Genomic DNA, 22,270 nt, shown 5'->3' on the forward strand with positions numbered 1-22,270 from the left:
GAAACTGGCTTTTCCCCGTTCCCGAGGTTGGACAACGACGCGATGCGGAGGCGTCAGGATTTTGTGGTATGACGAAACCAGTAGCAGACGGGTCCGTCGCCGGTATCGTGGACAGATCCCAGAAACCAGCCATCATCATCCGGTGGCTCCGGTATCCAGCCACGGGCATTCGGGGCTTCATCCGTAAATCCGGCAGCGAAAGCTTCAGGCGCTTCATCGCGCATTGTTATCACAAAGCACTGGAGTTTATGGGTTCTGAGCCAGTAACTTAATTCTGCGGAAGTTTCACAGCCACTTCGTACCAGCGCAGGATGTGTCCAGTACCCCTGTTCATCACGTTTCACTTCGGCGGCGATAATCATTTTTCATTCTCCTTGCGTTCAGTATGCTCTGTCGTTGAATTCATACCGGTTATGGATTTTTCGGCTGCATCGGCTCCGCGGTATTTCAGAAACTCTCCGACCTTTCTTACCAGACTCTCCGAATCCCGATCGCGTAGTAGTGGAATGCCGGCCTGCCTCAGAACCTCTTCCAGCAGAATATCGCGCCGGATACGGTGTTTTTTCTGGTGTGAGGCATCATCCAGTTCAACTGCGCCGATGATAGCGAAGGTATGGATGTCAACGATGACCACATCGCAGTGCCACTGTGATGCCATCCGGAAGAGTTGCCACCAGGTCCGGGATCGTGGCCGGATATGGGGAGAGAGTGTGGCAATATCTGCCACCCGGACCTGAGGACACAACAGCCAGCGTGTTCGGCTGGTATGCCTCAGCAATGCCCGGAAAAAATGTTGTTCCCGTGGCGTCATCAGTGTGTCATTACCCACCCAGACCCGCTGGCGACACAACCGTTGCTCAGCCTCTGAGGGGCGAATACCCAGGGCTTTCAGTGACCTCAGAACCGGGGAAGTCTTCGTTACTGCGCGTCCTTTCAGAAGCAGCACCAGAAATCCCAGCAAACTCAGCACAACAACGGTACTGCCCGCCATCATTAATATCTTTGCCATGTATTTTATTCCCTGATGTTCCTTTCTTTCCCGATGCGTTTTCCTGTCGTCTTCCTCATCTTTCTGTCCCTCTTCTGATAAGGCAGAACTCTGCCGGCAGCCTGTCGAGCAACGCGCGGCGAAATACATTCGGCAGTCCTCTCCCGGCTACAACATCAGCAATCAGAACTGATATGACGCTAATCTGCAGGAAGTGGCACAGGACAAAACCAATCTGATGCACCAGTTCCGCAGCAGGCATATTACGAAGAGCATTAATCAGCCGGATGGCATCCTGTGGGGAACCCCAGGCGAGAATACCGATACCGACCAGCATCACCGCCGGCGTATACAACAGCCCCCGGCTGATAACCCGTCCGGTCAGGCCTGTAAGCTCACACCTTTGCTGGCGAAACATCTCATCATCCCGGAGGATTTCCCATTCCAGCCGGGCCTTTTCATGGCGCGGCACCTCGGCCACCACCTGAATACCGTCGCGAATACTGACCAGCGGTGAGACCTCTGGCTTTCTCATCCGGTCGATGTGCCGGGTGTACAGGGCAAGGCCTGCCCAGAACAGCGCGACAGATAACGCAACCAGATAAAATCCGCTTGCCCGGGATACAGGAGAAAATAAAACCATCTGAACCAGTGCCAGCGCGCAGCCGTATAAATAACAGAATAACTGCTGCTCAGGGCGCAGAATGAAATATCTGAACATATTGATTCCTTTTTAGATAAAAATAACATTCACAGCCGTCTTAATTTCATTATCGCCAGACCACTGTTTTCTCATACACCGCAATCACACCACGCCTGATTAATTCCTCTTTAACGCGACCATAAAGCGCCATGCCTTTTGTATTACCGGACAGGGATTTAATATAATTCATCAGGGATGAAGTATTCGCCGGGCGGTTCCCTGCAGATTTTTTACTTAATGACTGGACTTTATCGGTCAGGTGCAGCACTTCATCGTTACTGATTACCATAGGTGCCGCCTTCGGTTTCTCTGCAGAGCAAGGCGATGATATACGGCAACATCGTCTCCCCGCCCTGCATAGCTCGGCAATGACGCCATCATAGCCTTTATCATTCGAGATAATATGAAATATCATCTCTTCCGGTGCAGTCGCGCTAAGTCTTCCCAGCTCAAACACCAGATGGAAGTCCACATTATTTTTTGACACATTCGCAACCTGGAATACGCTTACCGATATATCACCTGCATACGTTACAGCTGGAAAACGTATAAACTCCTGCTGAGGCCCGGTAAATAAAATAAGGCGTTCATAACGGGACAGACGGACACTTTCAAGTGTACCAATATTTTCATAATCTACGAGAGCAATAATTTTTTCAGTCATCGTCATCCAGAATCTGTCTGCACGGACAGTTATGATGCCGCAGCCTGTAATGCGGCAAATATAAAATGAATACCTGTTGCTATTTCAGGCATACCCTCAGCTAATTTTCGTTACATCTATTAGCTGAGGATTCCCAGGTATAATTATCAGGAATGGGTAAATATAATTAAAGGGTCTGACTCATCTTTCGTTCAGCCCGCAGCAGCTCCTTCATCATGCGCTCACTGGCGTACTGCGCTTCCTCTGCAGTGACGGTCGCGACGGCATTCCCCTGCAGATCATAGCGGGAGGCCCCCACCTTCATCCGGGACAGATAGCCCGCAGACCGGGTCAGACTCTTCAGGCACTTAATGACCTGTTTATGCGACAGCGGCAGGTCGCGGTTCACAATGTCGGCGAACAGCTGTTCGCGCATACCCGTTGCCAGCAGACGGGGTGAGTTTCCGTCGAACAGCTGTGGCCAGAATGCCTTCAGGGTCATGATGGCCTGTTCCGGCGGCAGCAGGCGAAGATAATGCACCGGAGGTGGCGTCTTTACCGCTTTAACCGGCACCGGCGCAGCGTTGCGCGCGGCGGCTTCGGCCGCTTGTTTAACCTTCTCAAGTTTCTCTTTTTTTGCCTTCCAGGCCGGCGGGGACGAGACCACCACGACCTTCTTTCGGCGCACCACACCAGGAGCAGGGGTCGCCTCTGCGGAGGTCGTACTGTTCTCCGCCGGTTTTCGTTTCAGGCTCAGTACAGGGCGTTTTTCTTCACTCATAAGGGGCCATATCAATAAAAGCTACAGGTCTGAGGTATACGATACGCTAACGGTATCATCGTTTCACCTCGCAATGCAGTGGACACAACGATGATGTCCCCTTTGTCACGTTTACGGGCAATGTGCCCGCCCCCGGACCTGTGTCCGGTTTTTTTTTACATCGAGACGACAATACCGAGTACCGCCAGGTGCACGGCATAGAACATCACGAAGAACTGCCGCGGCCAGAAGCGTTTCACACGTTCTCCGGCAGATGAGCACACCATCAGCGTCAGCAGCGCAATCGCCAGCCCGGCCACTGATTCACTCACGTCATGCATATTCATCAGCAACACCATGAGGGCCCACAGCACCCCGTATCCCAGCCGTTCCGGTGCATGCTGTGCGCGACAAAGCAGCCAGCTGGCGGTGAGCATGCCCACTCCGGCCATGCCGTAGCTGCCGGTTGACAGGGGTATCCAGGTGACCAGCAGTCCAGCCGCCGGGAGGGTGTAATACCAGGACGGCTGGCTGACCCACCGCAGGACCTGGCCCGTAACGGCAAAGGCAAACAGAATATTCCCGGTATACCACGGGTATCCAATAAGCATAAACGACACCTGGGCGACCAGCGCCCAGCCCCACAGGCTGTTCAGTTGAGACTGGCGTATTTCCGCGTGCCGGGCCAGATTCATTCCCCATGCCAGACCGAACAGCGGAAAACAACCACGTCCCAGCAGGCGCATCACTTCATTGTTTCCGGCCAGCAGTAAGCCGGTGTGGTCAGTCACCATCAGTACCAGTGCGACCGTTTTAATCATATCCGTTTGTCCCGGTGTCCAGGTCAGCAGGCGCTGAAGCCAGCTGTCTGTCGCGCCTGGAAATGTGTATTGTGCTCTCATATTTTTTTCCTTTTAGCGCACCGGCAGACTGCCCGATTTTAATCGGGGAGGCTGCCGGTGCAGACAAGCCGCAGGCGCGTCAGTCGCCCCCGAGTGTTTTCTCGCGGTTAAGGTCACGAACCATGTCACGCTCCACAGCCTGCAGACGCTCACGCTGCAGACGTTCTGAGGCCACCTGCTGAATCGCCGCCTCCTGGCGCCGGAACTGAGGATCATCCGGTAGCGTCGTTTTCTCCGTACCCGGCCGGTCACGCTCCAGTCCGCGAATGACGTCCCCGATAACCTCTTTCACCCGGTCCGCCGGCTCGCCGGCTTTACGCGCCTCCCCGGCCACTTCCCGGGCAGTCTGTTCCGCCTGTTTTTCCATTTCCCGGCGCTGCTGTTCTTCAGCCGCCCGCTGTGCCAGTACCTCTGGCGGGAGGATAATGTCAGCCCCGGCCTGCGGTACCGGAGCCACCGGCGCAGGTTCAGCCCATACCCGCCCACCGGTCATGGCCCCGGGGTTCCAGGGGCGGTCATCACCGGCCAGCCGCACCACCACCCCCGTATCGGGATTGTCGCGGGCCATTCTGACGCCCTCCCCCATATTCCCGGCCAGCAGGCTTTCTCCGTTGCGGCTGTTCTGCAGCGCCACGAACCGGGCGTCTTCATTGCCCATAATTCGTCCCCCTCCGCCGATAGCCTCCAGCCGTCCGTCCCGATCGGTCAGCGGGCTGAGCCAGATACCGGCGGCTTTCCCGTTTTTATCAAATGCCGGCAGCGCCACATGCGGCTGAGGGTACTTTTTCCCCGGAGAAATGAATTTTCCCGGTGAACTTCCCTGTGCCAGACCGGACTGCTGCAGGGCTGCCCGGCCCGCGGCGGTTTCATCCAGTGGCCTTGCCCGCCCGAACAGCAGATCGGCGGTTTTCACCGCCCGGTCGTTACGGGGTTCAAGAATATCGTGCGCCGTCGCTTTCTCAGGTGAATGCTTGATGGCCTTTATCCAGCCCTCACGGTTGTCGGTGTAGACCTGAACATGCTGTTTCATGCGGGATAAAGCCACATAGGCAGACTCAAAGCTGGCCATCTGTTCCCGACCACCGGCCACCCCTTCCAGCGCGATGGCATACGGCTCGCTGGCCCCCTGGGCGCCGTGGGCGGTGATGGCGTAGGCGAGGTCGATATGCTGCTGTGCCTGCTCCGCCTTCGGGGTCAGCGTACGGGTGAGTTTGCCATCAGACAGCGTGACACTGTCACCCGAAACAGACTGCACTTCCCAGATACTGTTGGCCACATAGCCGCGCTCCGGGTCACTTTTGCTGAAGCGCATTCGGTCCCCCTGAGACACGGTGATCTTTTCCTGACGATAGAGCGTGACGCCTTCTGCCGATGCCTCCCGGGGTGAGATAAATCGCTCCTTTCCTTCACTGTCTGTCAGGGTGATCAGCTGATTATCCTTATCCACTTTGCTGATACGGTGGTATACGTTATCAACCAGCGCCACCGCCTCCTTGTGAGCCGTCCAGGTCGACAGTTTGCGCAGTTCACCGTCACGGATGTTACTCGTGACCAGCACCGGCAGGGTGATTTCCTCTTTGCCGGTTTCCCCGTTCTCCCGCCGTGCGTCATGGATCAGACTGTTCAGCGCCCGCCGGTCCTTATTCAGATGGGTGATCACCAGCGTCTGCGACTGTGCCTCCGGGGTCCGTCCGGTATAGTCCTTCACCAGCGCCTCGTAGAGTGTCGCGGGCTGACCTTCCGGCAGGGTTTTCCCCTCGCTCAGCGCCTTTTCTATCGCCTTTTCCTGCTTTGGCGTGAATTCCACCACAGAACTGCCCGGCGCCCATGCGCCTTCTTTTCTCGGCACCTGCTCCGGCGTGACCTGCTCGATGGTGGTCAGGGCGCGGTGCACATCCCGCTCAATCAGGCTGTAGACCGCCGGTCGCAGCTCAGGCATCTGGCGTACAATCTCTTTCATGATGGCAACGTCGGCGGCGCTGCGCTGCTGCGTCAGCCTGAACGGCTGGCCCGACGCGATGGGCGGCAGCTGGTCGGTATCCCCGCTGGGCACCGCCCGTCCACCGCCGGCGGCGATGAGGGAGTGGGCTTTTGCCATATCGGCCAGCCCCACCATCGAGCTCTCGTCGAGCAGGAACAGGGTGTTGCTGAAATCGGGTGTCTGCCCATTGCGCTGCAGCAGCTGCGTGTCGTGGAGGAACGACGCCGTCGTGCGCGCATCCACGCCAGCACTCTGCATTTCCCCGACCGCGCGATGCGTCGGCGCCAGACCGATGACGCGCGGGCGGGTCTCTTCCGGCAGCAGACTGATGGCACTCATGACTGCCCGGAACTGGGTGGTTTTCCCCACCCCGGCATACCCCTGAACCACCGTGAACCGGTCCGTGCTCTCCAGAATCATCCGGGTCGCCGCCCGCTGTCCGGCGGTCAGGTCCGTCATCAGACTGGCCGGCACGCGGTCCATCAGGGGGGCCACCGCGCCTTTACCTTCCAGCACGTGGGTCAGGATGCTTTTTTCGGCGTCCCAGGTCTGACGGGAAATCAGCAGGTCATTGCCGTAGCCGTGCGCCACCGGTACATTCAGCAACTGCCCCGACCTGATTTGTGCCTGGATGGTCGTGTCGATGTCCGCCATCGAAACCTTCCCGCCCCCGGTTTCCATTGCCGTCGCCAGCAGCTGGGGCCGGGAGAAGGTCAGGTCCTGGCTCTCAAGCAGCGGGATGGCCAGGTGAATGGCCTGTTCTGCCGGGGTATGCAGCCCGGCCTTCTGCTGCGCAATGGCCGTATCCAGGTCCGTCTCGCCGGATCGGGACTTCAGCTGCTCTGAGACCACGCTGAACGCGGTATGCCGCGACAGCTTCTCCGTCGTGCGCGCCGCATCCTGCGCCGAGTACAGCCGGAGGTGACTTCCGCTCTGTGCCAGCTGGTTGAGGGTGGCGTTATCCAGCTCAAGCTGCGTCACCGACGCAAAGACCGTTGCCGTCTCGCTAACCGACCTGCCGGGACTTTCCACCCAGCCGTGGCCGACTTTAATACCGTCAAACACGCCCGCGCCCGCGGCCAGGGTCTGCGTGGTTTTCTGCCCCGGCCGCTGTACCGTCAGCTGCCCCTCCTCCACTTTCATCACCGTGATGCTTTCCCCGCCTTTCAGGCGTGTGTCCGGTATCTTCCCGAGCACCGCCAGACGTTCCCCCTCTGCCACCGGCAGTGTATCTGCCCGGAACAGCGTCCACTGGCTGTCGACCGCGGAAACCTTCAGATCCAGACGACCCCCTTCCCGGTCTTTCAGGGTCAGCATATTGCTGCTCGCGGTCACCCGGTCAATGACAAAGCGATCGTGCGTCCGGTTCTCCGGATCCCAGCGTTCCATCACCATCCCCTCCCGGTAATAATCCCGCACGCCCCGGCTTTTGCTGTCCAGCCACACCGGCGTCAGGGCTGTAATGGTCGTGTCTTTCTCACCCAGCACCCCCTCCTGTCTGAGGGAGTCACGGATGAGGCCGTTGAGTACGCTCTGTTCACGGGTCCCGCTGATTTGGGCCACGCTTTCCTGCCCTTCACGCACGCTGACGGCAAACTCCTGTGCCAGCCGGCTGTAGCGTGCTCCTTTATCCGGTTCACTGATGATGTCGGCTGTGGTCTGATGGCCACCCTGCCAGCGATACGTATTCACGCCGCTGTCCTTCAGCACCGTCAGCGCGCTGCCGGTCCCGCTGCGCTTCCCGCTGTCGGAGAGCAGGACCTGCACGTTATGGCGCATCGCGCCATCGAGCAGGGAAATCGTTTCCTTCAGGCTCAGCTTCTCCGCCTGATCCACGATGAGTGTTCCGCCCGGAATAAACGCCGTCCCGTCCTGCAGGGCGGATTTACCGGTCACCGTTTCCCCGGCCAGACGCACATCACCGGCGAGAAAATCACGTGAGCGGTTATCGGCCGCCAGGATATGGACATCACGCCCCTGCTCCCGGGACATCAGGGTTAACTCGGCCACCCGCTCCCGCTGGCCGGTGGCACCGCCCTGACCGGAAACGATACCCATTACCGGGCGATCCTGCGCCAGCACGCTGACGGCATCGCTGAAAGGAACCTGGCGCACCACAGACGCATCGGGCGTGACGGAGACATGATTCTGGCGCTGCACCTCCTGACTCAGGGCTTTGACGGCGAGTTCATCGAGAACGTGGATGTTTGAGGTGAACAGCCCTTTCTCGCGATCGAGAGGGATAAGCTGCTCCCGTTCAATGGCGGCATCGATGCCCTTTCTCGCCAGCTCAAACACACCGTCCTTCGCCTCCAGCTGGCCGACCGTGCGAGCCAGCAGGTCGGCATACGTGAACTGCACCTTGCGGTCGCTGAGACCGGCAATCGCTTTCGTCACCACATCCGTGATATCCGGACCGTCAGTGTTCACCGGCGCGGCAGGTGCACGGGCCAGCTCTGCGGCTCGCGCATCGGCGGCCTCACGGTACCCCCGGATGTCAAACCCGGTCTCCTTCAGCGTGTTCATCCACTCCACCATCTTCTCTGCCGGATCGATGGCTTCTTTCGACTTTCGGGTATCGAGCGCGGCCACATCCCGGGACTTCAGGGAGGCATCGGGTCCGGCGGCCTCCCTGAGTTCCTGACTGCGGGTGGAAAACGACTCAACCGGCACGCCCTCCATCTCCCACATACCGTTCTTACCCGCATCCACTGTCCTGTAACCCAGAGACTCAACATCGGCCCTGAGAGTGTTCTGGTATATCTTTCCGAAAGCGATGCGGTTGGCCAGTATGTTTTCGGAAAACCCGGTTTTACCGACGGTATCGCTGGCCAGCGTCTGCCATTTATCGCCGTTCTGTGTCGCATTGATAACCACGCTGTGCGTGTGTATCTGTGGGTCCTGAGCGCGCGATGTATCGTGGTTAAAGCGGGCAATAATCAGATTCCCGGTCAGGACTGTTTCAGAAACGCCGTCTTTCTGCACCCGCGTGCTGGCCAGGGACTCCACCTGATTAAGAGCCACTGTCACCGCGCGATTATGAGCGTCGATAAGACGCTTATCACCACCCAGCATAGCCAGCATCGATACACTCTTCGGTGCTGAGAACGTCAGATCGTAGCCGGGCCTGTGCTTATTCACGCCATCCTGAATCCGGGTCAGGTCGCTGCCATCAGGTAGCTTTCCCTGCAGTAGCTCCGTGAAGATCTGCTTGTCTACCTTTCCTTCAAGCCCCAGCGCTTCTGCGCCTTTACCCTGCCAGCGCTCCTCCATGCTCCCGATAACGTAGTAGTTGTCTTTCTCTGTGTAGTAGTTACCGGCACTACCCGCCGATTTAACCTGGCTGAAACTGAGCATCAGAAATTCCCCCCAATTTCGAGATCATCCTGCTCATCGTGGCGGTGGCTGTGGTTGATATTGACCTCTTCACGCCGCTGCATATCCCGCTGCGTCTGCTCATCAGCCCAGGCGTCATACGCCTGCATGTCTTCAATCACACCGTCCTCGTTCATACCGGCCGGCAGCATGGCCTGCCCCTGTTCTGCGGACTGCTGCGCCAGTACCTGTTCTGTCCCGCCTGCCGCTGCAGCAGGGGTACCGGCAGAGGATGCTGTTGCGGCAGTTCCGGCCGCTGCGGCTGCTTTTGGTTTGATCAACGGTACGGTCGTGACCCGCAGGACGGGAGGCTCAGCTGTCCTGGCGGAGGGTTCCGCTGCCGGACGCTTTGTTGTCGGCGGCGCTTTTACCGGTGCAGGAGTTACCGTCATTACTGCTGGCGCAGGCTGACTGACCGGCTCAGGCTGTTCACCGGCGTGACTGCCGGCATCATCTGGCCCGGATGCCGGGGCATCCGGCGTGAAAAGCGCCCTGGCAAGACTGCCTTCAGCTTCCCGCGCTTCAAGCAGCGCACTGAGCCGCGCATCCACCCGCGCATCGAGAGTGCGGGGAATAAATCCTTCGGCAATTTTCGGACGCGGCTTGTATTTGAGGGCCAGCTTCACGGCCGGATACGGCCCGGGCAGCGTGACATAGCAGGACAGGTCCGGTAGCGTCTGAATATCGGAGTAACTGACCAGCGTTTCCCGCTCTTTTTCTTTCCCGGTCGACACCCCATCACGCACCGGGTCAGCACCGTAAGAGTACTGTTCGCTGGCTTTGAGAATTTCCTTCTCACCAATTTCACCGGCAGCAAACTCCGCAATCTCTTTACTCGGGGAGCGGAAGAAGGCCCGGGTGTTCATCACGTCAAAGAGCGTGGCGGCAGGCTTAACGCCATAGATATCTTCAAGCTGGGCATAGGACTGAATACCGAACACATAACAACCACCAAATTTACGCGCCTCCGGGAGGATTTCGACCAGGTCCGGCAGCTTGTGCAGCGTGGGAAGTTCGTCAGCGAAGATCCACACACGCCGGTTACGGTTCTCGCCCATCGCCAGGAGGCCGCGGATGGCAATCGACAGCCACATCGAGATAACCGGCTTCAGGGAGGCATGGGTGTCAGCGTTTGAGGAAATAAACAACCAGCCATTGGGTCGGTCCTCACGGACGCCGCGCATCCAGTCCCGGATAGTGAACGGCTCGCCGTTCTTCTCAATGCCCTGCAGGTAGCGAATAGCCTTGACGTAGTTGGTCAGCACAGCTCGAATGGAGATGGCGGTTTTCTCAATTTTCTCTTCAACCAGGTTCGCTGCCGGCGTGTTCTGCAGATAGGCGCGCAGCTTGTCGATCTTAATGGACAGCATGGTATCGACCAGCTTCTCGTAGCTCCGATCGTCGTCTTCGCGCATCAGATACGCGCCTTCGGCAAAGATAGTGCGACCGGAGCCCTGCCAGAACGGGTCTTCTTTGGTGCCCATCGGGATAAGGGTGTTGGAGATGTTGTCGAAGTCCGGCAGCGTCAGGCACTCTTTCCACAAATCCCAGGCCGCGCAGCGCGAGTCCAGCGGGTTGAGGATTTTATCCAGTGACGGGTCGTAATAGCTTTTGACGAACTCACAGGAGCGATCGTAAATGATGGCCATATCGCCCCGGGCACGGACATAATTCAGTAGCCGGCGGATCACTTCTGATTTACCGGAACCCACGGTACCGTGGAGGCAGAAGTTCTGGATTTCGGAGTTTTTAAGGATAGGCAGGTCGCCAATTTTAATATCGGAGGCCACACCATCACGCTTCATCTGACGGGCCACTTCTTTGGGTTTATCGGAAAGCTGGCGCCCGCCGGTGTTCTCATCCTCACTCTGCTGTTTCCCCTGGCGGCCCAGCACCCAGCTGGCGATGAAGAACGTCACGATACAGATAACAAGAGAAACCACGGCAGCAAAGGCGAAACCAGTCCACAGCTGCTCTCCACACCAGATAGTATATTTATCGGCCAGGATTTGTTCTGAGGTATATTCCAGCGACTGGCCGTAATATTGAATGGTGTATACCGGCTGGGAGCGAATAATATCGCGCATCGGACCCAGCGTCGTACACCACCAGTATACGCAGCCGTTCACAAAGGTCTGCCAGCTGAGCCGGTACATCAGCATCAGTCCGCACAGCACCCAGAATAAAATAAACAGCACGTAGAAAATAATATTGGCAATCTGACCAAACATGCGAAAGCGCATATTGGCGATCTGACCGCCCTGCGTCATATCTTTGGCATTGAAACTCATGGCACTAATCCGTCAGTAAAGTATTAGGGTCGGAAGGACAAATTAATCAGCGGAAACACACCGGCACAGAAAACAGGATTACAGTCATGCCCGGATCCATAGATGGCCAGGCCGGATACTGGCTGCTATTCAGAGGTTATGCAGAAGCTATAGCCCTCTGAGCCAGGGCAATGTCCGCCTTTAATGTATGACTTCGCCACCTGCCGTCCGGCCTCATCGACCAGGGCATGCAGTGTGGATGGCAATGTTTCAGCCGTGTACTGCAGGCAGACGCAGTAGCATTTCACCGGAGGTTTAATCATATCCGGACGTTCAAACCAGCCGGTCGACGGGAAAATCCGTGTGCCGAAGAGCCTGTCAGAAGGAAACTGAGTCTGCACGGACCAGGCAAACACGTCGTCAGCGCTGTCGCGGCGATTGACGCCGGGGATATACAGATTTTCAGCTTCGCGGACAACACGGGAGGCAAGAGAGGACAAGGCGGAGTCATCCGTGCTGGCCGGGCCTTCCACACATATGGAAAGATGGAAGTATTCCGTTTTGCTCTGTGCTTCTGGCTTTGTATTGGGAATAACTGACGCCGTGTCTCGCTTACGTCCCGTGGAAGACGTCATTAATTTTCGGAAAAAGACACCTGCGATGAAAACAAGCAGAAGAATAACTAACGCGCTGCAGATATACATGATGTGGTCACTGAAGAGAGAACAGACCTCGCGATGTGACAGGGAATCAATTCCCCCCGCTGCAGGATGTGGGTAAATATCGCCAGGCATCAGTTCATGTGCATCAAGAGACCTGACAGGTTCAGATATTGTCATAAATAACCTCTACTCAAATAAAGACGAAAAGACACCGCCAAAGGCGGCAACGCCTCACAGATGCACAAATAAATTGCGCAACTGTTCACCGTTTATATTAGGAAAAAACCGTAAAAATTAAGAAATGAAGAACAAAAGGTTTACTAACCGAACGATTAGATTCGGTTAGTAGAGAGCAGGAACTCAGTTGTTATTGCAGTTTTATTTCTTTATTTTTAACCGATTCAATAACAGACGTCAGAGTAGTTAACTGATAACGACCGAGATCAATATTCATCACCATAACCGTAACTATTATGCAGAAGAATGTTATTACACAGAAGATAATAGAATCTAGATGAGTAAATGAAAAATAAAATGCTAAACATGGAAATATAAATAAGATACAGACCCCATACATCTTACATTTAGCCAGAAGAAAATTAACAAACCTTGAATTTTTCCTGAATGATTCAGGTAGCGAAAGAAAATAAGATCGCGTTTTAGCTGTCACTACGATGGAAAAAAAACCCATCGCACCCGCAAAAACCATAACTGTTATTTTATCAATACCAGAAGCATAATCACTTAGCCAGTACGAAAAATAGGATGAAAGAAGAAACCATAACATACATGTCAGTCCAGGCCAGATACAACTCCAGAACGAGGGGATCATCAAATCCTTCTCAGTCAGAATCCGTTTTAACTCTTCAACTTCACTTTGTATTATTTGATGGGTTATCATCCCTTCCTCCCTATCTCTTTGATTTATCGTTTTCTAATTTTGTTGCCTTATCCAGTAGCTCTTTGGTTGAGTCCGCGCCAGGCAGTCTGGTTTGATGTTCTTTCTTATCATTATAAGAATTTTTGAAATCATTTTCTTTTGTTTTGTGGTCTTTTTCCAGTTCAGCATTCTCTTTTTTCACCTCAACACCTTGCTGTTGTATTTTTTCTCGGGCTTCCTGATGCTGTTGTTTATTCTCTGCAATCATCCCATCCACTTTTTGCCCCACATCATCCTTAATACCCGCCTCTTTGGTCATGGCATCAATACGGCCGGCATTATGTCCGTAGTCCGCCATGACCGAACCATTGTCGCCACCGCCTGACACCCCAGACATATTCTGACCGATGCTTTCGCGACCCTGTTGATACGCACCATCAACCCTGGGTTCAACCTGCTCTTTGACGAATTCACGCGCCAGGGCTTCACGCTGCGCCGCAACTTCAGGAGAACTGGTGTTGGTCAGAATAGTTTCAGCGTCCTGAGGTGCACGATGCTGAACAAAGTTCGCAAACTGCTGAGTGAGATTCTCGCTCATCTGGCCAGTCATGCTCTCTGTACGCGAAGCCATCTCACTGTACTCGTGGCTGCGTGTCCGGCTGCTTGTATACTGGTCATAGCTGTTTTTGGCACTGGAGAGTGACGCGGCAAACTGGTCAACACGCGAGCTGGCATTGTTATCGGTGTTATTGCCTGATGTGGTTGTTTTATGGCTGGTAAAGTAATCGGATGCTTCCTTAAAGTCTTTCGCCGCCTGAGTGCTGGTATCATGGCGATTATCTTCAGAATGCCTACCTGATCGTCCAACAGTATCCGTTGACCCCGTACTGGCGGCACCACTGGCTGCCACTTTAACACCACCAAATATACTGCCTCCGGTAACCCAGCTCCCTATTTTCCCAAGAGCTGCATCAGAAGAATCAATTTTAGCACCGCCATACAACTCACCCGATATTGTTCTTTTTCTTGACTCATCCATTAAATTCTGGAAAGACTGCTCATTGCTAATGTTGTTGGCTTTCGCATTAGCAACAACCGCATTCCACATTTTGCTTCTGGCCATCGAATCCTGCGAAGACTCGGTAGTATCGGCCCCGGTCGTTGTTGATGCACTGTTCCCTTTATTGGTGCCAAATTGCTGCAGACTATTCCAGGCACTGGTGACGCTGCTGTTATAACCATGCAGTGCGCTTTCGGCCTGGACATCGGCCTCCCTGGCCATCTGCTGCTGCGCACTGGCTATCTGACGACCGACGTTGATATCCACCGGCAGTTTTGACATGGCGCCACTACTGTCCAGGACCGTTGAACCATCCCGGGTCTGGGTACTCATCCCTCCATTCCCCAGCTGACGCGACATCTGTCCGAAACTGGTTGTGCTGTTCGTTCCCCAGCTGTAGCCGCTGACGTTCTCCATCTGCATGTTGGCAAACGAGTAATTGCCGTCCACCACGCCGGAAGCCGCCTGCGATGTTGCACCAAGCCCGGAAGAAGAAAAATGGCTGTAGGCACTGGAGAAGGCTGCTCCCATGCTCTTCACGATCCCCCACGACAAAGGCGGTATCATCACGGCAATATAGCCCGCGGTGGTCGCAATATCCGAGTTTTTGAGCTGAACCTGCGACAACTCAGAGAGAACAACCGGTACGCCATTTTGCTTCGCATAGTAGGCCATTGCGCTGTTCAGGATGGCGAACAGTAATGGCCACGTCTGCAGCCAGATAAGCGCAAACACATACCCCTTTAGCACCTGCAGCGTCATCATATTAAACATGGCGGCCATCACCATGATCGGGAACATCCCAATCATTATCCCCATGATAACGGTCTGCATCAGCGGAAGTGTGCGAAGCGCCTGGTGCCCCATTGTGGCCTGTGCCAGCCGCTGCTTTTCAAGGGATGATGTGTTAGCGATATTGACCAGACTGGCGGTATCGCCGCTGCGGGCTGCATAACTCTGGATCCCGCTGCGCAGGGCGTTCATCGTGACGTTCTGGCGGATAATCTGCCCGGCGCTCTGTCCTGAGCTGTAGAAGTAATTGTAGCTGTCGCCAATCATCTGGCTGAAAAGCAGATCGGGATTAGGTTTGCCGCCAAACAGCTGACGAACATAGTAGTTCCAGGTTTTACCGCCTGTCTGGGTATCCAGTGCAAGGCGTTGTTTCAGCTCCGTCGCCGCCTCCTGGCAACTGATAAATGTGGTACCAAGATAGTTTTTATCCAAAAAATTATAGCTGTTATTGGGAACCTGGCGCAGTGGACTCGGGTTTGCAAAAATCAGGGTGTACGGGTCAGGTGAATTCAGTAAATCCTCAAAAGAGTACTTATGATTGAGGAAAATGTCGCCCATCACACAGTTTTGTACGTAATCGGAGAACAGCGTCGTAATTTCAGGATTTTGTGATAAAAAATCCGTACTTTTCGCGACCAGATTACTGCCAAATAGCATCCCCGTTTTACTGTACGTGACACTGTCCGGCAGAGAGAAGACCATCTCATAACTCTGGATAAGCGCGTTTCCCACCCGTGTTGTCAGCGACGCCGGAATGGCCAGACCAATTGGAACATTATCGACTTCATAGACCTGCGCAACGTTACTGTAATCGATGATCTGCACAGGGGTGCGAATGACAACCAGCATAGAGACCAGGGTGAGCGAAAAGACCCAGCCAATCAGGTCCATTACGTTGTGTTTTTTTACCCAGCTCCCCGCCACAATGAGTACCGAGATGGCGATACACATCTTTTCTATGGTCGACCATGTGCCGGTCCCCATAAACGCCGCAATCGCGTTCAGGTTGCCCCGTAACCAGTCACCGCCTGCAATGGCATATATCTCAAGCATTACTGATTCCCCCCAAAATGATAGTTATTCTGGTAGCGGGTCATCATGCGGGCAGAGACCTGCTGGCGCATGTAACTCATTTGTCTGTCAACCACAAGCAAGGCGTCCTGCTGGACCTGAACGCGGGACTGGAAAGCGGCAATCTGGACACTCGCCTGGTTGAGGTTTTCCATGATCATATCCATTGTCGACTGGGGATAATTACCGGTTGAGATCATCGCCCGGGCCTGCTGGATAAGTTCCTGAATGTACTGCAGCAGGATGTCGTAGCCGATATAGTCCGTCAGCTGGTAAATAAGTGAGTTAGACACCCCGAGCATCTGCGGATCGACCAGGTATTTGAACACCGGGATGGTGGTGCTGGAGATAAACCCTTTCTCCTGCTCCGTCAATGCGACGTCCTCTACGGCCTTGTTCTGGATACTGCTCAGCAGAGCTGATATCTGATTTTTCAACGCCTTCTTGTCAGAAATCGTCACGCTGGCATCGGCCACCACCTTCAGGCACTTATCCGAATCATTGCAGTGGTAGATTTTCGCCGTGCCGCCCTCCATCATGGCTTTAATCAGATCCTGGTCGGTGGTGCGTGCCGGCAGCGGGGTAATTTCACTGTTCTCACCAAAAATCAGCGTCCCGGTCAGGGTCATGACGAATTCCTTCAGCTCCTTGTTGTCATCAAAGAGCCGGTTTTTGGACAGGGCATTCCACATAATGTTGATATTCTTCATCACACGCTCCTTGTCCTTATCGCTGGCTTTATCCTGCACTTTGTCCATCTGCCCCCCCACCGAACAGCCCTGACGGGAAGCCGCCCAGTCCGAAAAAATGTTGCTCTCGCCGGCAATGTCCTGGCAGACCTTTTGCTGCGCCACCTGGGTCCGTGGAAACAGACCGCCCACAATGCCCTGTGCGGCCTGGCAGGAGCTGAGGTTCATGCTGTTAATGTCGCTCGCCATCTTCTGAAGGAAATCCTTCGCGGTTTTGATCTCCGGAACCGTAGTCTGCAGGGCAAGGTCAAAGAAGTAGCCCGCGGCGTTGGACATAATTTGTTTGGCAAAGCGCTGCAGCTGCTCGCTGTTGATAAAGGAGAACGACCCCAGGTACGCATCGATGCCGCCGCAGCCGGCGTTAATATCCGGCAGGGTCATGCTGACCAGCTGGATCGTTTTCACCTGCGTTCTTGCATACAGCGAACCGCCGGAGGCGTAGCCCGCAGCCTGTCCCTGCCAGACCTGCGGCTGGCTGGTATTGGACGCAAACCCCAGCTTATTGAAGAAGTTATTCATGTCACCGTTAACATCTGCAGCCGCCGTCAATGACACCCCTAGCAACATCCCACAAAGCACCGATAATGGTTTACGGATGAACATCAGGCTCTCCTTCTTTCATTTTATTTTTCCGTCGAAGGTTGCGGTTTAAATATCTCAGGAACCTTTTTTCAAAGGCATATTCAAACCAAAAAGCGAGTTCGGCAATGAGTACCCCCAGTAAAGCCGTTGCCAGACAACCAATGGAAAGCGAGAAAAGAATAAAGGGAACGAAATACATCAGGACATTCCACTGATTGATGATGTTATTTGCCGACTCCATTTTTTCCGGCGGGGTTAACAGGTCAGTGAACACATTGAAAAAAGCATGGCTTCCCCACCACAGAAATAATCCGGCAAAACCAAACATAAAAGCGAGACAATAATAAACATCGAATCTCTTTTGCCGGGATAACTTCAGGCGTTTATTTCTTTCCAGTACGGGTATCGAAGAATATATTTTGTTGAGATTATCCATTATTCGGGTTCTCCATCATCTGAAATACTGTATCCACTCTGGCCATAAAGCCCTGCGCATCCGTGGCGCCCTGCAGGATCGGGTACGCAGCCAGCGTGTTTACGTTCACCAGAAACGTAGTCGGTGTGGCCACCGGGATATTGGGGAAAAAGGTCTGCATCACGTCAGGAGGCGCCGGCAGCGCTTCCGGAAACGCGTCATCACCCTGTCCGTCAATGGTGTAAGAGAACACGGAGAAGCCATACTGTCCGGCCAGCTGCTTCAGCACCGGGTCAAATTTATGACAGTAGGGACAGTGTCCCTGCATGAACAGCACCACTTTCCAGTCGCGCAGGTCCACCTGCTTTCCGTTGCTGAGTCGTAACCAGCGTGGCTGAGATGCCCCGCTCACCGCCTGGGGAGTGTCGCTCTGCGGGGAGGCCGTTTCAGTACCGGAGATTCCCCGCGGATCCCAGAGCGACTTCACCTCATCGAGCGTTCCCGCATGTGCCATCCCGGCCAGAGCAAGGGAAAGAGCCAGTGCCGCCAGCGGCGTCTTAGCGAGGTTCTTCAGGCTGTTTTTCACAGGCTTTCTCCTCTTTTTCGGCTTCAGCAATCAGGGCGTTAAGAATGCGGTATCCCCCAAACACCACCATACCCAGCCCGAAGATTTCCCCGGCCTGGACGGCCAGCTCAGGCTGCTTTCTGACAAGCCTGGCTATCAGGTGGAAAAACACGCCCACGGCCAGCACCCACATCCCGGTGATATCTAAATCCGGAAAACGAATATTTCGCATGACACACTCCTTAGAAATTCGGTTTAAAGTCGCTGGAGACATAGAGGAACTGTTTCGCCAGGTCGTCCTGACTGATAAAGCCGTAACTGAGAGGCTTCACCTGGCCACTTTTCGGGTTAACCAGCATCATCGCGGGGAAGAACTTCACGCCAAGCTGCTCTGCCTGGCCCTGGTCCGTCCGGCTATCGGGCAGCATGGGGTTAATCACTCCGTCAACCGACACCGGTATCACGCTCAGGCCATAGGTTTCGCGAAAATTTTTAATCACCTGGACCAGCTGGCCATCGATCGCTTCCCGGCCCCGGTAGAAGAACATCACGCCGTAGTGCTGTGCGAGGGTGGAGATAGCCTGTCGCTGTTCGGCATAGTCGGCAGCGAGCTGGTTTTTTACCGTGCCGTTGTAGTGGCTGTACTGCAGGTTGTAATCGAGTTCGGGGTTTTCCAGCATGGCTTTCTTCGCACTCATCGAGAACAAACCTGCCTGCTGCGTCCAGTAGTTCTGCAGCCGGAAATACTTCACGAAGTTTTCAGACGATGGATACAGAATGGCTTCGTACAACGACCGTTTGGTGGCCGCCTGGAGTGTGGCGAGTTTCTCCAGAATATCCATTTGCGGCGGTGGTGCCGCTGGTACGGCTTTCCTGTCCTCATCACGGGGCTTCAGTTTCTCGTTGTACCACTGCCAGCCCGCGTCTTTGGCGAAAGCCGGCATCAGGGCGCAGCAAAGGCACCCCGCCAGCATGGCGGCATGTATTGTTCGCATGGCAAATACCCTTTTATGAATTAATGCGACTGGCGTGACAGATGCTGATAGACACTGTATTTATCGAGCTGGCGCTGTACCTTTCCTGCATCATCACGGGCTTCAAAGCGATAACCGCTGCAGTACAGAGGCAGATAATTTATCTGAAGGTCCACCCGCTCCCCGTCCCTGATCACCCACGCGGCCTGAGAAACAGTGTCGCACTGGATCCCCCAGGCCCGGTTGGTTGTCATAAATGCGTTAACCTGCCTGTCCCGCCACAGGCTGTACGACATAATGCTGACCAGGAGAAAGACAAACACCCCGACAAACACCATGACCAGCCCGTATGCTTTTTTCTCTTCCATTGACTCTCCTGGTCACATAATAAGGAATAGCGGCATGCTCAGTACTGAAGATATAAAAGCCTGCCGGTCCGCTGGCAGTTTCTGGAAAGCAGGTGAGTACTGAGCGGCCATCTGAACCAGTTCGGACGAGTTAATCAGGAACCTGTCTGTATGCAGAGAGATATCCGCAAGAACAGCCAGCACCATAACATGATGCTCCTGGGGTAAATTCTCTTCATTCAGAATGTCTATAAATTTCTCAATCGTGATATATCGATTCATCTTTGCTTTTCCTTGCATTTATAACTTTCTCCAGGACTGAGAAAAACAAATAACACACAGACATGGCAAACCCAGCCATAAGAATAAAGACCACACTTTCGACATAATCACTTCCCGACGTCCCTTTGACGGCATCCCAGGAGAAATAAATCACCGGAGAAATAATGATTATTGTTAGCGTTAATCTCAGGACAAAATCAATAACAGGCTTTTTGTGAAAACTCATTTTCATGATTATCGGTCTCTTTATTAGGCAGCATGGTTTATTGCGCGGATTGCTGACTCATGATTTCCTCAATTCGTTCTCTGGTCTTATTGGTGAGCACATCGTTTTCCGGTATTTTTTGATTTTTCATCAGGTCGTCCATAAAGTTGGTGAAATCCAGCTTGTTAAAATCAATCCCCTGGAGTTCCGCGACGGTAATGCCCCGACAGTCAGGACTGCTGGCGCCGCCAAAACCGATATGCAGCTGACCGTTTCTTCCCTGCTGCTGAACGATCTGCGCCAGTTTTGAGTCGAACTGGCAATAGCTCCTTTTTTTCTCCAGGCAAATCCCCAGAACCTTTTTAGAGCAGAATTCCCCTATACTGACCGTCAGCTTGTCTTTTTTCGCTTTGGCCAGCGCCTTTTCCTCGCTGCTGCAGCGTGCCAGCCCCACATCCTGGCCCCAGCCGCTGTCTTTGCAGCAGTTACTGAAGCCGGCAGCAAACTTCTTACAGAACTTCGCTTTTCCGGTGAATGCCCGGACATCCACCCCGTTCAGTGCCGCGACGTCCTTCCCCGCGGCAGCCAGTGCCGCCAGCTCAGACACCGCCTGCCCAAAGTCGTTGCTCTTCCCGGACGTGGCTTTGTCACATTCACCATCAAGGCAGAAGACATCACCGCCGCAGATCATTTGCTTGCCACTCGTCCTGGTTTCGCAGGAATACGTTGCATATTCATGCAGGCACGTGCCTTCCTCGCTGGAGAAGGCGCACTGGCGGGATGACAGAGTACAGGCCGTATTTTTCATCAGGCTTTCACAGGAGCCGTTGTCCGCCGGCTGCGTGAGCCAGGTATCCTTATATTTCCAGCAGGCCTCCGTGAACGAGTAATCCCTGCCTCCGAGGGTGATGGTTCGCGTTCCTCCCGGACTGATACATTCCTCGCCCGTTTTTTTCCCTTCATCCTTACTGAACGGACAGCTTTCAACCCAGACGACTTCAGGTGCATAGACGGTTTCGGTTTCTTCCATCACCAGGGTGACCGTGACCTGTACGGGTTTCTGGCTGGCCGATGATACGGTCCGTGATGTTTTGCTTACTGAAAAGTTCTGCCCAGCAGTGACCGCTTTGTCCACACCAAACGACTGATGAATCTTCCCCTTCCCGTCATAGGTATATTTCGTACAATGCGTGTTCTGACCGCCTGAACACATCGATTCTGAACGTGGCCAGCTGATCACATCAATGGGGAACGTTCGTTCAAAGAGGGTCAGGCTTTCACTCACTGCACTCTTGCAGCTATCCCGCACCTTCCCTTCGGAATCGCATTCTTCAATCCAGGGGATCACCAGAGGCTCACCATCCACCGAGGCATTCAGCAGACGACCGTTGGTCGGGATCGTCAGGTTGCCACTCCATTGCCGGGTACTCCGGGCATAATTCAGCGTCACCACCTGCTGATAGGTTCGGTTAACTTTCTGTGTGGTGGCGTTATCCTTCAGGGTCGCTTCCCGTGTGCAAAAATTTTCCACCTGCAGATCACGTTCGCAGGTATGGTTTGTGAACTCACTGCGGTTCACAACCTGGGCGGTACAGGACTGTCCGGTATCGCCGACAATGCTGTCGGCACGGGATTCTGTATCCTTTGCGGCCTGAATAAACGGCGCATCCTGAGATATCTGATCCGGTGGCCGGTTTGTGAACGACTCCGTAATCGCTTTGCCTGTGTCCCCCTGGCTGAACTCCAGGGCTGAATCGCTTTTCAGAGAGCTGTCTCCGCTGGCAGTGACGCCGCCGTAGTATTTTGTCTGATTCGGGTTGTCGGTATACCCCGGCAGGTTTTGCTCACCACTGAAATTTTTTAGTGAGTTCAGACCATTGCCCTGCACCTGTTTCGCAAAATCCGAACCGGCTTTATAGTCACTTCCACTGTCAGCGCAGGCGGGGGATGCCAGCCAGATGAAGGCGCTCAGGACAAAAAAATGCGCGGTCAGCACGGAAATAACCGTCTTCATTTCCACTCTCCCGCATCCCTCACCATTTCCGGTAACGCCATGAAGTACGG

19 protein-coding genes are annotated in these 22,270 nt (G+C 54.4%); all 19 read right to left on the reverse strand.

Features of this window, described 5'->3' with window-relative positions; translation table 11 throughout:
* Positions 1-53: 53 nt before the first annotated feature.
* Positions 54-362 carry a hypothetical protein gene (locus tag KHQ28_RS02765; protein WP_015065549.1) on the reverse strand — a complete coding sequence of 103 codons (309 nt, stop codon included), beginning with the start codon at positions 360-362 and terminating at the stop codon, positions 54-56.
* Positions 359-1,009: a DUF2726 domain-containing protein gene (locus KHQ28_RS02770; protein WP_022631529.1), complete on the reverse strand. Its 651-nt coding sequence runs from the start codon at positions 1,007-1,009 to the stop codon at positions 359-361. The genes KHQ28_RS02765 and KHQ28_RS02770 overlap by 4 nt, the downstream gene beginning before the upstream one ends.
* 55 nt (positions 1,010-1,064) lie before the next feature.
* Positions 1,065-1,709, reverse strand: a complete 645-nt coding sequence (locus tag KHQ28_RS02775) for a hypothetical protein (RefSeq protein ID WP_015065546.1) — start codon at positions 1,707-1,709, stop codon at positions 1,065-1,067.
* 49 nt (positions 1,710-1,758) lie between these two features.
* Positions 1,759-2,361: a PIN domain-containing protein gene (locus tag KHQ28_RS02780; RefSeq protein WP_015065545.1), complete on the reverse strand. Its 603-nt coding sequence runs from the start codon at positions 2,359-2,361 to the stop codon at positions 1,759-1,761.
* Positions 2,362-2,521: 160 nt separating this feature from the next.
* Positions 2,522-3,115 (reverse strand): fertility inhibition protein FinO, encoded by a 594-nt coding sequence (locus tag KHQ28_RS02785; protein ID WP_015065544.1) that lies wholly within the window; start codon positions 3,113-3,115, stop codon positions 2,522-2,524.
* A 155-nt stretch (positions 3,116-3,270) separates the two neighbouring features.
* Positions 3,271-3,996, reverse strand: coding sequence for a type-F conjugative transfer system pilin acetylase TraX (gene traX, locus KHQ28_RS02790; protein ID WP_015065543.1), 726 nt, complete (start codon positions 3,994-3,996; stop codon positions 3,271-3,273).
* Positions 3,997-4,075: 79 nt separating this feature from the next.
* Positions 4,076-9,334, reverse strand: a complete 5,259-nt coding sequence (traI, locus tag KHQ28_RS02795; protein WP_151114803.1) for a conjugative transfer relaxase/helicase TraI — start codon at positions 9,332-9,334, stop codon at positions 4,076-4,078.
* The gene (gene traD, locus KHQ28_RS02800) at positions 9,334-11,643 is read right to left on the reverse strand and encodes a type IV conjugative transfer system coupling protein TraD (protein ID WP_022631526.1); all 2,310 of its coding nucleotides are present in this window, start codon (positions 11,641-11,643) and stop codon (positions 9,334-9,336) included. The genes traI and traD overlap by 1 nt, the downstream gene beginning before the upstream one ends.
* A gap of 125 nt (positions 11,644-11,768) precedes the next feature.
* Positions 11,769-12,461 carry a hypothetical protein gene (locus tag KHQ28_RS02805; RefSeq protein ID WP_009309879.1) on the reverse strand — a complete coding sequence of 231 codons (693 nt, stop codon included), beginning with the start codon at positions 12,459-12,461 and terminating at the stop codon, positions 11,769-11,771.
* Between the two features lie 734 nt (positions 12,462-13,195).
* A complete protein-coding gene (gene traG, locus KHQ28_RS02810; protein ID WP_009309878.1) occupies positions 13,196-16,069 on the reverse strand; it encodes a conjugal transfer mating-pair stabilization protein TraG in 2,874 nt (957 codons plus the stop codon).
* Entirely contained in the window at positions 16,069-17,439 is a 1,371-nt protein-coding gene (traH, locus tag KHQ28_RS02815; protein ID WP_009309877.1) for a conjugal transfer pilus assembly protein TraH, read from the reverse strand. Before traH ends, traG begins: the two co-directional genes overlap by 1 nt.
* A complete protein-coding gene (locus tag KHQ28_RS02820) occupies positions 17,426-17,854 on the reverse strand; it encodes a hypothetical protein (protein ID WP_015065560.1) in 429 nt (142 codons plus the stop codon). The genes traH and KHQ28_RS02820 overlap by 14 nt, the downstream gene beginning before the upstream one ends.
* Complete coding sequence (trbB, locus tag KHQ28_RS02825; RefSeq protein WP_022631523.1) at positions 17,847-18,419, reverse strand: type-F conjugative transfer system pilin assembly thiol-disulfide isomerase TrbB; 573 nt, start codon at positions 18,417-18,419, stop codon at positions 17,847-17,849. The genes KHQ28_RS02820 and trbB overlap by 8 nt, the downstream gene beginning before the upstream one ends.
* A complete protein-coding gene (gene traQ, locus KHQ28_RS02830; protein ID WP_004152687.1) occupies positions 18,391-18,630 on the reverse strand; it encodes a type-F conjugative transfer system pilin chaperone TraQ in 240 nt (79 codons plus the stop codon). The genes trbB and traQ overlap by 29 nt, the downstream gene beginning before the upstream one ends.
* 10 nt (positions 18,631-18,640) lie before the next feature.
* Complete coding sequence (traF, locus tag KHQ28_RS02835; protein WP_004152677.1) at positions 18,641-19,393, reverse strand: type-F conjugative transfer system pilin assembly protein TraF; 753 nt, start codon at positions 19,391-19,393, stop codon at positions 18,641-18,643.
* 20 nt (positions 19,394-19,413) lie between these two features.
* Positions 19,414-19,740 carry a hypothetical protein gene (locus KHQ28_RS02840; RefSeq protein ID WP_004152676.1) on the reverse strand — a complete coding sequence of 109 codons (327 nt, stop codon included), beginning with the start codon at positions 19,738-19,740 and terminating at the stop codon, positions 19,414-19,416.
* Positions 19,741-19,752: 12 nt separating this feature from the next.
* Positions 19,753-20,001, reverse strand: a complete 249-nt coding sequence (locus KHQ28_RS02845; protein ID WP_004152675.1) for a hypothetical protein — start codon at positions 19,999-20,001, stop codon at positions 19,753-19,755.
* Positions 19,979-20,233: a conjugal transfer protein TrbE gene (locus KHQ28_RS02850; RefSeq protein WP_004152674.1), complete on the reverse strand. Its 255-nt coding sequence runs from the start codon at positions 20,231-20,233 to the stop codon at positions 19,979-19,981. The genes KHQ28_RS02845 and KHQ28_RS02850 overlap by 23 nt, the downstream gene beginning before the upstream one ends.
* 31 nt (positions 20,234-20,264) lie before the next feature.
* Complete coding sequence (gene traN, locus KHQ28_RS02855) at positions 20,265-22,220, reverse strand: type-F conjugative transfer system mating-pair stabilization protein TraN (protein ID WP_022631522.1); 1,956 nt, start codon at positions 22,218-22,220, stop codon at positions 20,265-20,267.
* Between the last annotated feature and the right edge of the window lie 50 nt (positions 22,221-22,270).

This window comes from Klebsiella sp. 28 (assembly GCF_018223905.1).
In the GTDB taxonomy this organism is placed as follows: domain Bacteria; phylum Pseudomonadota; class Gammaproteobacteria; order Enterobacterales; family Enterobacteriaceae; genus Klebsiella; species Klebsiella pneumoniae.